We start from the raw sequence: 11,928 nt of genomic DNA on the forward strand, positions 1-11,928 counted from the left end.
CCCTTCTTGTTGGATTATTGAAAAGCGAGTTCAGACTGCAGGAATTGAGCAAGTCGTGGGCTGGAAGGCGCATCGAAGATCTCAGCCGGGCTGCCATCGGCGGCAACGACGCCCCGATCCATGAAAACGATGCGGTTAGAGATGCTTTTTGCAAATTGCATCTCGTGGGTCACAAGGAGCGAAGTGATGCCAGACGACGTGACGTCTCTAATCACCTTCAGAACTTCGCCAACAAGTTCAGGATCCAGCGATGACGTCGGCTCGTCGAAGAGCATCACATCCGGCCGAACCGCCAGCGCACGTGCGATGCCTGTACGCTGCAACTGGCCGCCCGAGAGCTGGGATGGATAGCTGTCTCGCTTGGAGGAGAGGCCAACTCGTTCAAGCTCCCTGAGCGCGATTTCACGGGCTTCGTCCGTGGATTTGCGCTGCACGACGACTAGCGGATCCATGACGTTCTGGAGGACGGTCATGTTCTTGAAGACGTTGAATTGCTGAAAGACCATCGCTGTCCGGAGCCGGATCGCCTGGATGGCTGCCTTGTCAGCGCGCTGGTAATCCATCCGAATCTGATCGAATGCGATGGTTCCAGATGCCGGCTTAACCAGGTAGTTGATGCACTTCAGCAGGGTGGTCTTGCCGGTGCCGCTTGGGCCGATGATTGACACAACGTCGCCTCGCTTTACCGAGAGATTGACGCCATTCAGGACCTGCGTGCTTCCGTAGGACAGCTTTATATCTTTGAGTTCAAGCATTCTGGTTGGTGCCCTTCACAGTGTGGGACGGAGTGCCTTGACCGCATGCGACATCATCACCCGCTCTCCGCATGGCCGAGAACGTGCATCAGCCGGTTTGCCCAGCCGAAGATCGAGATGGCGTGGATAAGGTCGATGATCTCGGCATCATTCATGCCGACGGATCGCAGCGTGGCGATATCGTCTGCGGTCGCTTCCGAAGGCGCCGCCGACAGGCGGCGGGCAAAGCTGTAGATTGCAGCATCGCGGGGCCCAAGCGCTTCAGGTTTATCGAGATAAAGTGCGGTGACCACTTGGTCGCTCTTGGTCAGCTCTGCATGCCTGCGGGCGTGAACAACGGCACAGAATTTGCAGCCATTGACCATTGATGCGCCCAACGCGCCAAGTTCGCGATCGGGACGGGCGAGCCCGCCCTCGACATACATGATCGCGTTGAACAAAACGGTACGCGCAAGATAGCTCTCTGGGTCATGCGCAAGGGTTCGCACATATTCCGAAACTTTCTTGGCGGAGGGCGTAACCTTCATCGCATCGTGCTGTTCCGGCGTGGCCCCGGACAACTCGACCGGCGCGATGTATGGCTGCCAGTTCAGCGGCTTCAGGCGCACCGAGGAAATCATGCCGACCTCATCAATCGCAAGCCGGTCGCTACCCGCGTCTGGAAGTTGACGAAGGCAATCAGTTCGGAGAGCGCGACGATCTGAGGATTGTTCAATCCAGCCTGGGCGAGCAGGGCGATGTCGCTCGCCTCCGCCTTTTTTGGCGTCAACGTGACCAGGTCGGCGTGCCGGGCGATAGTCGCCAATGGTTCTTCCAGAGCCGTTTCGCCCTGGGCCACGGCCCGGAGATGCGACATTCCTCGGCCCCTTGCACGAATTCCGGCCGAAACCGACGCGCTCTGAAAAGCTCATCGTCCGGCGAAAGACCGGCGGCCTTGTCCATCGCGTCGATCACCACGCGGCCTCCTTCTGCAGCAAGGGTGTTGAATCGACCCATTCGTCGCCCAGAAGTTCGGGCGTGTCGTAAGCGATCAGATTGGCGAAGTGGGTTTCGACATCTTCGGCAAACAGCGATGCGGCAATGCCGCGGACGAGACGGTCGGCCCCGGCGCTGACGGCCGGGATGTCGCCGGAGACCTTGCCATGGGTCAGCATCGCGGCGTCGTTGAAGCAATGGATATGCGCCAGCATCGGGCAGGAGCCGGGGACGCGTTCGCGAAACTCGAAGGCCGGACCGAGATCCGGCGCGTCCGACATGCCTGCACGAGCCGGCCCCATATCCGGCCTATATCGGCCATCCGACCAGGTGCGGATATGTGGGGCGATCGCCGCAAATTCCGGGCGGCCGCTGAAGTCATTTGAAAAGCCGGTTGCCGCGATCAGGAAGTCGTAGCGTATCGGCCCCTGCGTGGTTTCCACCAGCAGGGTCCCTGCCTCTTCCCTCACCGCAACTATGACGCAGTCGAGAAGGAACCGAGCATTCGAGTGGCGAGACACGCGGAGTGTCGAGGAACGCGGCGGCGGTGTCTGGGTCGAGGCGGTATAATCGAAGAATTTCCACTTCCAGGCATCGGGCAAGTGATGCATGCCGAGTACAACACCCGGGCTGCCAATGCCGGTCAGCTTGTTGATGCGCGGCATTTCCTTGCGCCGGATCAACATGTCAACAGAGCCGGCTCCCGCCTCGAGTGCCGTTGCGGCATTGTCCATGGACGAGGCACCAGCGCCAATAACCGCGACACGCTTGCCTTTCAGCGCGTCGAAATCGATGTCGTCGGCAGAATGGGCCCAATAGGCGCGATCGACGCCGCTGAGGAAATCGGGCACGGCAAAACCGCCCAACCCGGACCGACCGGTGGCCAGAACGAGGCGACGGGTGAGAACCCGGCCGGTTTCCGCGCCTTCGATATCGATCGCAATCAGATCTCCAAGGGGTGCCAGTCCGGTCATGCGCACACTGTTGCGCACCGGCAGGCCAAGAACCTTGCGGTACCAGACAAGGTAGTCCATCCACTGGCCCTTGGGGATTTTGTCCAGCGACCGCCAAGCCTCAACGCCCCATTGCGCCGTGAACCAGGCGCGGAACGTCAATTGCGGCAGGCCGAGCGATGGACCGTGCAGTGTTTTCGGCGACCGGAGCGTTTGCATGCGGGCAAAGGTGACCCATGGTCCTTCGAGCCCGGCCGGAGCCGCATCATAGGCCACGACATTGGTTATCCCGGTCAGCACCAGCTTTGCCGTGGCAGCAAGTCCGCACATGCCGGCGCCGATCACCACGACGTCACGGACCGGCACGCCATCGTGCGAACGCGCGGGAACCCATGGCTTGGCGGGCAGTTCGAGAAAGTCGAGATCCTGCGCGAGCTGTGCTTCGAGCGCAGCAAGACCTGTCGGCGTTGGCGCGGCGGGGGTATGCTTCATATTCCTGTTCCGTGATTTGTGCCGGATGCAGGATCGTTCACCAATTGGCCAGCGAGGGTCGGATCCAGTTTTTTGAAGCCGACGATCGACCGTTCAGCCACCGCCTCGACCGCATCCATCAACGCCTGCGCGACTGGACGAAGGGGGCGTTTTTCGGCAGCCATAACGCCCCAATAAAAAAGAACGGTTGCGTCGATCGGGCGGATGACGACATCGGGCAGGGCGACGCCATAAGCGGTGAGGGGATCGATGACGGCCGCCGCACCAGTCTGACGCACGATCTGTAACGCGCCATATGCAGTATTCGTCCGGATCACTGGCCCTGTGTCGATGCCCCTGGCCGCCAAGGCCTTTGAGACATGCAACTGGAAACGTAGGGGGTTGAGCAGTGTGGCGACGCGGCGACCGGCAAAAGCGGAAAGCGGTATGACGTCAAGTTCAGCCAGCGGATCGTCCTCCCGCACGGCAGCAACATCAGGCGCTGAATAAAGCCGCAGGACATCCAGACCAGGCGTATCGAGCGGCAGGCTTGAAAACCCGATCTCGGCACGTCCGCTCCGCACCTCCTGGGCGACGATCGAGGGGAGAAACTGCCCGAGATGCGTCTCGTGCGGAAGTTCGACACCTTTGAGCTCGGCCATGGCCGTCGGGATCAAGCCAGTACCGATCGCGGAAGTGGTAACAATCTGCAGGATCCGCCGTCTGCCGGCGGCAATCATCTTGGCCCGCGCGGCAAGCTCGGTGAAGGACATCAGCAAACGCCGCGCTTCCTCCTCGAAGGCGGCACCTTCTTCAGACAACTGCACCCGCCGACCGACACGGTGCAGCAATTCGAAGCCGAGCTCTGCCTCGAGATCCTGAATGGTGCGTGTCACTGCAGGCTGGGAACACCCGAGCATCTCGGCAGCCTTGGTGATGCTGCCACTGGCGGCAACGGCAAGAAAGGCCTGGAGATCTCGTGTTTCCATTTACGCCTACATGCGTATTATGTATGAATAAGATCGTCTCATTCATTTTTGATATATGTCAAGCGGGAAACGAATATTCGCTGCGGCATGTTGCAATCGCGGGCTCAGGCCGGAATCCCATCGCCAGAAGCCGACGATGGCAGATGCGGCTCCGATTTGTGGAACCTCCTAGTGAGAAATGGAGGCTGCAATGCAACAGGAGGGAATTTATGCGCGTAAGCATTCTTGGCGCCGGAGCGATTGCTTACGGCCTTGCCGCCTATCTGGCCGAAGCGGGACATGACCCTATGCTTTGGTCGCCTTCCGGAGAACGCACCAAGGCGCTGGCCGCCGGTGGATTGCTGAAGGCTACCGGAGCTATCAAGGCAACGACTAAGGTGCGCATCGCCAAGGATTGCGAAGACGCCATTGCCGATGCCGACGTCGTCATAATCGCGTTGCCGGCTTACGGCCACAAGATGGTGATGGACGCTGCCACTCCTTATCTAAGCGACGGAACGCCGGTTATCATCAGCTCGCACAGTTCCTTTGGGGCACTGTATCTCTCCAAGCAGCTTGCGGACCGGAAGGTTAGCCTGCCGATCGTCGTCTGGGGTACCACGCTCGTGACTGGGCAACAGCGCGGGCCAGCCGAAATCGATGTTGCAACCGTTCGCCAGAAACTGGATGTCGCGACGCTGCCTTTCAGTGCTCAGGACCAAGGGTTCGAGCTTTGCACGAGCTTGTTCGGCGATCGTTTCGTCAAGCGCGACGGCATGCTTGCTATCGCGCTCAGCAACCTCAATCCGCAGAACCATCTTGGGATCGCTCTTCTTAATCTCACACGCATGGAGAAGGGAGAACAGTGGAGCCAGGCCGGAAACGTCACCCCGGCTGTCGGCCGCTTTATCGAGGCTCTGGACGCGGAACGATTGGCGATCGCCGCCCGTTTTGGAATTGCCGTGCGCACAGTTGAAGAGCATTTTTCATTGTCGTTTCACGTCCCCATGGCCACCGTTTCGGAAATGAACCAGGAGATGGATCGCCAAGGCCGCGGCGGCTTCGGCCCGTCAACCATCGAAAGCCGCTATATCCTCGAGGACGTTCCGTTCGGGCTGCTGCCGACCGTTTTGTTGGGGAAGATCAGCGGAAATTCAGCGATTCTCCATGAATCTGGAATTGCCATATTCTCGGCGGCTTACGGTCGCGATCTTAAGGGAGATAATGATATTCTTCCCGCGCTGGGCTTCGAGGGAATGGCAAAAGCGGACCTCGAAAACCTTTGCCGTAAGGGATTTTAACAAGTTTCCACAGTGGACTGGGACATAGGCCAAGTGCCCGAAAAACCACCGGGGCTGGTTGCCGGCGAGCACGACATGCAGGTTCCTCGGCGAGCGCCGGGAGATGTCTCCAGGAACTCAGCACGAGATCAAATGGTCCCGCCCGGCGGTGTGAGTGGGTCTGTAGCAGGGTCCGTCATCGAAACCCAGTGCGGCATGGTTCCATCAGTTGCCAGATGCCTGAACATTGCATCAACTGCGCAGGCGCTTCGCGCCTCCATCAAGATACCGGCCATGCAGGCGCCGACAGTCCGGAACAACGAGTGTCGTAGCCCGTTCAGGATAAGTGGTTCGTCCACAATCAGCTACGCGAGATAGACATGTTCCGATTTCTAACGTGGGCAGGGACCATCTTGGGTCTGACGATGTCACCGGCGCAGGCCGCCAGTGATGCGGATCAGGCTGTCGAACAATTTCACCGTACCTGTCTGGCCGAGGGTCCCAATTTCGAGCGCATGATAGAGACCGCGCACGAACGCAGGTGGACACTTATTGCCGAAGCAGGCTTCGCCGAACTCGCGCCAATCGCTAATCCAACCTCATTGGAGGCATGGCTGGTGGCCGAAGCGGAGGAAGGATTGCCAGCAGGAACCATCATCGGCACCACCAAGGCAACGATGAGCGGCAAACCGGTGCAGACGTGTACGCTGGCATTTCCCGATATCGATCAAGAGGCATTTCGGAAGAGTTTCTTCACCCGTACGGATGCCGAGAAGATTGCCGAAGATCGCGATACGGAGGAGTTCTCGCGTCTCTACATCCTCGTTGCCGGCGGACGTAAGCAATTTGTCCGGCTGGTGGTCCTGCCTTCAACGCCACCAGGAAACCCGCGCGTCGTTGCCAGTTCGATCATGGCCGACTGACATGTCATTCCTCCCGCCCCCGTGCTCCTCTGGAGGGCGAACACTGCGAAATGTCGCGAGCAGCAGAAGGTCGTAGATAATTTTCAGCCCACCGGCGATGATCAGGGGCCAGCCAAAGCTGGAGACGGCAAGGAGAGCCCCTGCGAGGACCGGACTGGCGGCCGCCGCGAGGCTGCGGGGGACGGCGGTGATGCTCGCCGCGGCAGCCCGCTCTTCGGGCGTCACCACGGCCATGACGTACGATGTGCGGGTCGGCACGTCCATCTGCGACAGCGCGCTTCTAATCAGCAGAAGAGCGATAGCCGGAGCGACGCTCGGCATGAACGGGATGAGCACCAGACAGAGGCTCGACGGAAGGTGCGTAAACACCATCGTGTTTATGAGTCCGATCTGCTGGGAAATTCGCACAGCGACCAAATAGGACGCAGCCGAAAGGACACCCGTCCAGAAGAAGATTGCGCCGGTCGCGGCCAGCGACAGGCCGAACCGTTGAAAGAGCCAGAGGGCCAACAACGATTGGACGATGAAGCCGCCTGCGAAAGCGTCGAGGCTGAAGAGCGCTGCGAGTGACAGAACGATGGAGCGAGACCTGCGCAATGGCTGTGCCGACACTTTGCCTGCATCAGGCGCGTCACTCGGCAGCCGCCGATAGAGGAGCACCGCCGCCAACCCAAGTGAGGCATAAAATAGAAAAGCTGCCTGGAGGGCCTGCTTCATTTCCAGGCCGATGGCGTCGCGGAGAAAGTCGGGCGCTCCTGCGGCCAGCGCTCCGACGGCGCCGGCGAGAGAGCCGATGAGGCTGTAGCGCGCAAAGAGCGCCGTGCGGTCGCGGTCGGTGACGCTCTGCGCAAGCTGCGCATGTTCGAGCGGTAGAAACACGCTGACGTCCCCTGAAGATGGGTTCAGCGTGCCGACGAACGCGATGAGAAGCAGCGGCCAGAAGTCGTGAACGACAGCGAAGACCACCCCCGTTGCTATCATCAGGACAGCCGCTGCGGTCAGCAGCGCTCGACGGGAGAAGCGGTGCGCGACGATCCCAACAGCCAGGGTGAGGACGGCTGAGCCCGCGAGCGTCGCCGTCGACAGGGTTCCGATCTCGAAGGCGTCGAAGCCGAGCGTGGCCAGATAGGCGGGAAGCAGGATGCTGACCAGACCGTCACCGAACGCCCGCAGTCCCCTTGATATCAGCAGGTTCGCAGCAGTCGGCTCAGCACCGGCAGGAAGGAGCCTGAAGCGCCGCTTCGAAATAGCTTTGCGCAAACCGTGCGCGAGCCACTGTAACGTCAACAATGCCTCCTCACCACTGGTAAGCGGCGCTGGCTGCACGGGTTAGATCGCTCCCGTTGCCATCCCGTAGAGCAGCCCGAGGATCGAACAGCCGACGAGCACCGGGAGCATGCCGATCTTGAAGCGAAACACCGCTAGCAGCGCACCCAATGTCAGGACGAGGGACGGGACGTTGACGGAGCTGAATGCGGGCACATCGACCGTCATGCCGAACCCTTTGACCTCGCGCAGTGCTCCAAACAGAACGTGAAGCGCGAACCACACCGCCAGGTTCAGGATCACGCCCACCACGGCTGCCGTTATGGTCGCCAGCGCGGCGGACAAGGCCTTGTTGCTGCGCAACGTTTCCACGAACGGCGCACCGACAAATATCCAGAGGAAGCAAGGTGTGAAGGTGACCCAGGTGGTGAGCAGGCCGCCCAACGTTCCAGCGAGCAGCGGATTAAGCGATCCCGGCGCTCGATACGCGCCCATGAACCCGACGAACTGCGTCACCATGATCAAGGGGCCAGGCGTCGTCTCCGCCATGCCGAGGCCGTCCAGCATCTCGCCTGGCTTCAGCCAGCCATATGTATCGACAGCCTGCTGCGCCACGTAAGCGAGGACGGCGTAGGCGCCTCCGAAGGTCACGACCGCCATCTTCGAGAAAAAGACCGCGATATCGGCGAAGACATTGCCGGACCCGAACAGCACGAAAAGGCCGAGGACAGGTGCCAGCCATAGCACCAGAAACACACCTCCGATCTTCAACGACCAGCTGACCGGCGGGCGAGCATGGGCAGGAATGCCTTCGCCGAGCGCCGATTCCGCGTCGGCGACCTGCTTGCCGCCGACCTTGCCATGGCCGTTGCCCGCCATGAACGCTGCCAGCCCGGCCCGCCCGCCGACGTACCCGATCACTCCGGCCGTCAGGACAATGAGCGGGAACGGGAGATGGAACAGGAAGAGCCCGATAAAGGCGGCGGCGGCGAGGCCTGTCATGACCTTGTTCTTGAGCGCTCGCTTGCCGACCCGGATAACCGCCTCGAGCACGATGGCGAGGACAGCGGCCTTCAGGCCGAAGAAAAGCGCCTGCACCGCGCCGACATTGCCTAAAATCGCATAGATCCAGCTCAGCGCCATGATGGCGATGACGCCCGGCAGTACGAACAGCGTGCCGGCCACGAGCCCGCCTCGGGTTTTATGCAGGAGCCACCCGATGTAGACGGCGAGCTGCTGGGCCTCCGGTCCTGGCAGCAGCATGCAGTAGTTCAGCGCATGCAGGAACCGCGTCTCGCCGATCCAGCGCTTCTCCTCAACGAGGATGCGATGCATTACCGCGATCTGGCCGGCCGGGCCACCAAAACTCAACGCAGCGACTCGCGCCCAGACCCGCACTGCTTCGCGGAAGGGGATGCAATGCGAAGGTTCATCCCCCAGCGCATTCGGATGGACGGCATGGACGCTGGTCATTGGTTCCCCTCACCCGCGCTTCTGGCGGAAATACTGGTAGAGATTGTCGAAGACCGGGCCGCCCTGCGCGATCCGCTGCTCGTCGCCCTTATTCGTCATGGCGATGCCCGCGATTAGGCTGGCAATGCCCGTCGTCTCGTCGCGCCCGAACTTGCCGTCCTTGAGGTCGATATCATGGACGATCTCGGCGATGGCCTGCAGCGCCGGGTCGTCAAGCCCGGCCCGGGTGAGCAGCACCTCGAAGCTGCAGCGGTCGCCCTCATGGGTGACCTCACCGTCAAACATATCAAAGCGCAGCTCTCTCGGCTTCGCCGCATAGCTCTTGCCCGGGACGAAGCGGATGACGGCGTCTGGATCAATGAAGCGGCGGATCAGCCAGCTGCAGGCAATCCGGTCGATATGCACGTCACGGCGTGTCACCCAGATCCGGCCCTTGAGGTCCGTGATCGGCTCAGCCGCCTTCGACTCCTCGGTCATGGGCTGGTCCTCCACGACATGCGTTTCGAGCTCGGCGAGCAACCCCTCAACCGCGAGGCGACCGGTAGCGCCGAAAAAATCGATCGTGTCCACTTCGGCGACCCGCTTGCGCATTCGGTTGAGCTGCGGCCGCGTCTCCACACGTTTCTCCGGCGCAGCGTTCGCGCCGATCTCGGCGGCGAGACCACGCGCTTCTTTGGCGATCTCCGCATAGTCGGCATCACGCGCCGCATCGAACAGCGCCTGGACCTGGGCATCCGACAGCCCGTCGACGAGACGCGCCTCGCACACCATCGCCTCGCCACCACCCGCGACGATCTCCTTCAGGAGCCACTCGAAATCCTCCTGCGTCTCGGCATTGGCCGGCAGTGCATAGACGGTGCTTTTCACCGCGACCGCGCCGATGCCTTGCAGCCGCCGCCAGATCTTCACCCGGAAATAGGCCGGCTTGCTCGGCAGCCGATGGATAAGGAGCAGCCAGCGCTGTTCCGTCGTTTCCCCCTCACTCATAAGTGAACCGTATCACGTGCACAAATAAATGCAACACTTGTATCATTTCACATTCGGGCGTAGCGTTGACCTCCTTATGGCAGTGGGCCGCCTGGGCTTGTTGCCAAATCAAGGGAGACAAGGCCGTGAAATGGGTTACCCGCGAACGTCCGGTCATCGACCGCATTGCCTGCCCCTGGCTGATCGCCCGCTTCATCGACAAGGAGTCCGAATTCCTGTTCGTGCCACCCGATCAGGTGATCCGGGTTGCACAGGAGACGGGCGCTACGCCGTATGACGTGCCCGGCGTCGAATTCACGCATGTCGGCGACGGCTGCAGTGTCGACACCTTCGTCTCGAAATACGGCCTCGAGCGCACCCGGCGATCGTGACCATTGCCGCGATCGTGCGCGGTGCCGACACCGACCGGCATGACCTGACGCCGCAATCGGCCGGGTTGCTGGCGATCTCCATGGGTCTGCGGGACCTGACGCCCGACGACCATGAGGTGCTGAACCACGGCTTCGTCATCTATGACGCGCTCTACGCGTGGGCTTCGGGCCGCAAAGCGGAAACGCACAGCTGGCCTCCCGCCACGAAGCCAGCAGCCGCATGACGAATTGGGCAATGGGGGCAGATCACAAGGAGAAACCCCATGCATGCAAAACTCGTGACCGGAGCAATGCTGATCGCGATGTCGGCGCTGCTCCAACCGGCATCGGCGGCACCCGATTGGCAAACAATCGCAAAGGCGCTCGGCAAATCCGGAGCAGAGACGCCTGATGGCGTCTATCGAGTGGGCTTGCCACGAACGGACCTGAAGGTGTCGCTCGACGGCGTGGCCCTGAAACCCGGCTTTGCGCTCGGAGGCTGGGTCGCGTTCGAACCCATGGGAAATCAGACTATGGTCATGGGCGACATCGTTCTGACGCAGGACGAGGTGAACCCGGTCATGAAGAAGTTGGAAGAAGGCGGGATCGAGATCACCGCGGTGCACAACCACCTGCTGCGCGCGGAGCCGATGACGCTCTACATGCACGTGTTCGGCCAGGGCGACCCGGTTACGCTCGCCACAGCGCTTCATGCCGGATTGGCGCTGAGCAAAACACCGATGGGAGGCGGCGCCCAGCCGCAAGCCGCTCCGCAGATCGACTTCGACGCAGCCGGTGTCGACCAAACCATCGGTTATAAGGGCAAAGCCAATGGCGCGATCTACCAGTTCACGATCCCGCGCGCTAAGCCGGTCGAGGAAAATGGAATGGAAGTGCCGGCGGCCATGGGCTCGGCAATAGCGATCAACTTCCAATCGACAGGTGGCGGCAAGGCGGCGATCACGGGAGATTTTGTGCTGACCGCAAAGGAGGTCAATCTGGTTATCAAAGCCATGCAGGACAACGGCATCGAGATCACCGCACTGCATAGCCACATGCTCGATGAGCAGCCGCGGCTCTTCTTCATGCATTTCTGGGCGAACGACGATGTGCAGAAGCTGGCGAAAGGCCTGCGCGCAGCCCTCGACAAGGTCGCCGTCAAGAAGAGCTAGATTGGTGGCCCGTCCAACGGCGGAGTTCGGCCGGCTCGGAGCGATCGCCGGCCTTCTTCCCGCCGCCTCGGGAATTGTTCTCTGGCAGGGCGTCTTTCTGCCACCAGCATTCCGCCGGAGATCGCCTTTCCACCGCACACGAGACTCAAAAGGCGGGCCGGGTTTTTGCGAACCGATGCGTTCGGAACGATCGGAGGCCCGCTTCGTTCTGATCCGATGGACTGGATTAGACTAGGCCTCCTGGCGTTGGCGGGGTTCCTCACCTGGACGCTGAACACCCTCTCGGCCGGAGGCGGAGGTCTATTGCTGATCCCCGCCGTGACTTTCATCACAGGGAGCGCGGCGGTTGCGCCGG

At 61.2% G+C, this 11,928-nt stretch carries 13 protein-coding genes; 5 read left to right on the forward strand and 8 right to left on the reverse strand.

Annotation, left to right across the window (positions count from 1 at the left end):
- Positions 1 to 14: 14 nt before the first annotated feature.
- From NKH41_RS32980 to NKH41_RS33000, 5 genes are all read right to left on the reverse strand, one after another.
- Complete coding sequence (locus tag NKH41_RS32980) at positions 15 to 755, reverse strand: amino acid ABC transporter ATP-binding protein (RefSeq protein WP_352935812.1); 741 nt, start codon at positions 753 to 755, stop codon at positions 15 to 17.
- A 56-nt stretch (positions 756 to 811) separates the two neighbouring features.
- Complete coding sequence (locus tag NKH41_RS32985; RefSeq protein ID WP_352547717.1) at positions 812 to 1,375, reverse strand: peroxidase-related enzyme; 564 nt, start codon at positions 1,373 to 1,375, stop codon at positions 812 to 814.
- Positions 1,372 to 1,611: a hypothetical protein gene (locus tag NKH41_RS32990; RefSeq protein ID WP_352491421.1), complete on the reverse strand. Its 240-nt coding sequence runs from the start codon at positions 1,609 to 1,611 to the stop codon at positions 1,372 to 1,374. The genes NKH41_RS32985 and NKH41_RS32990 overlap by 4 nt, the downstream gene beginning before the upstream one ends.
- Positions 1,612 to 1,705: 94 nt before the next feature.
- Complete coding sequence (locus NKH41_RS32995) at positions 1,706 to 3,175, reverse strand: NAD(P)-binding domain-containing protein (RefSeq protein WP_352466323.1); 1,470 nt, start codon at positions 3,173 to 3,175, stop codon at positions 1,706 to 1,708.
- Positions 3,172 to 4,143 carry a LysR family transcriptional regulator gene (locus tag NKH41_RS33000; RefSeq protein ID WP_352466322.1) on the reverse strand — a complete coding sequence of 324 codons (972 nt, stop codon included), beginning with the start codon at positions 4,141 to 4,143 and terminating at the stop codon, positions 3,172 to 3,174. The genes NKH41_RS32995 and NKH41_RS33000 overlap by 4 nt, the downstream gene beginning before the upstream one ends.
- A 209-nt stretch (positions 4,144 to 4,352) precedes the next feature.
- On the opposite strand from NKH41_RS33000, the gene NKH41_RS33005 reads away from it, so the two are divergent.
- Together NKH41_RS33005 and NKH41_RS33010 are read left to right on the forward strand one after the other, a co-directional pair.
- Positions 4,353 to 5,423: an NAD/NADP octopine/nopaline dehydrogenase family protein gene (locus tag NKH41_RS33005; RefSeq protein WP_352466321.1), complete on the forward strand. Its 1,071-nt coding sequence runs from the start codon at positions 4,353 to 4,355 to the stop codon at positions 5,421 to 5,423.
- A gap of 392 nt (positions 5,424 to 5,815) precedes the next feature.
- Positions 5,816 to 6,325 (forward strand): hypothetical protein, encoded by a 510-nt coding sequence (locus NKH41_RS33010; protein ID WP_352491420.1) that lies wholly within the window; start codon positions 5,816 to 5,818, stop codon positions 6,323 to 6,325.
- On the opposite strand, the gene NKH41_RS33015 is transcribed toward NKH41_RS33010, so the two are convergent.
- The 3 genes from NKH41_RS33015 to NKH41_RS33025 all read right to left on the reverse strand — a co-directional run bounded on the left by NKH41_RS33015 (position 6,272) and on the right by NKH41_RS33025 (position 10,051).
- Complete coding sequence (locus NKH41_RS33015; protein ID WP_502896190.1) at positions 6,272 to 7,573, reverse strand: MFS transporter; 1,302 nt, start codon at positions 7,571 to 7,573, stop codon at positions 6,272 to 6,274. The two genes, NKH41_RS33010 and NKH41_RS33015, sit on opposite strands and share 54 nt — an antisense overlap.
- Positions 7,574 to 7,654: 81 nt before the next feature.
- Positions 7,655 to 9,064: a chromate efflux transporter gene (gene chrA / locus NKH41_RS33020; protein ID WP_352466319.1), complete on the reverse strand. Its 1,410-nt coding sequence runs from the start codon at positions 9,062 to 9,064 to the stop codon at positions 7,655 to 7,657.
- 9 nt (positions 9,065 to 9,073) lie between these two features.
- Complete coding sequence (locus tag NKH41_RS33025; RefSeq protein WP_023722135.1) at positions 9,074 to 10,051, reverse strand: chromate resistance protein ChrB domain-containing protein; 978 nt, start codon at positions 10,049 to 10,051, stop codon at positions 9,074 to 9,076.
- 125 nt (positions 10,052 to 10,176) lie between these two features.
- Between NKH41_RS33025 and NKH41_RS33030 the strand changes: the two genes are divergently transcribed.
- The 3 genes from NKH41_RS33030 to NKH41_RS33040 are packed head-to-tail and all read left to right on the forward strand — an operon-like array spanning position 10,177 to position 11,573.
- The gene (locus tag NKH41_RS33030) at positions 10,177 to 10,422 is read left to right on the forward strand and encodes a chromate resistance protein ChrB domain-containing protein (protein WP_023722134.1); all 246 of its coding nucleotides are present in this window, start codon (positions 10,177 to 10,179) and stop codon (positions 10,420 to 10,422) included.
- Positions 10,419 to 10,646, forward strand: coding sequence for a chromate resistance protein ChrB domain-containing protein (locus NKH41_RS33035; protein ID WP_023722133.1), 228 nt, complete (start codon positions 10,419 to 10,421; stop codon positions 10,644 to 10,646). The genes NKH41_RS33030 and NKH41_RS33035 overlap by 4 nt, the downstream gene beginning before the upstream one ends.
- Before the next feature lie 39 nt (positions 10,647 to 10,685).
- A complete protein-coding gene (locus tag NKH41_RS33040) occupies positions 10,686 to 11,573 on the forward strand; it encodes a DUF1259 domain-containing protein (protein WP_023722132.1) in 888 nt (295 codons plus the stop codon).
- Positions 11,574 to 11,928: the final 355 nt, after the last annotated feature.

It is taken from the genome of Mesorhizobium sp. M1169, assembly GCF_040318345.1.
Lineage (GTDB): Bacteria > Pseudomonadota > Alphaproteobacteria > Rhizobiales > Rhizobiaceae > Mesorhizobium.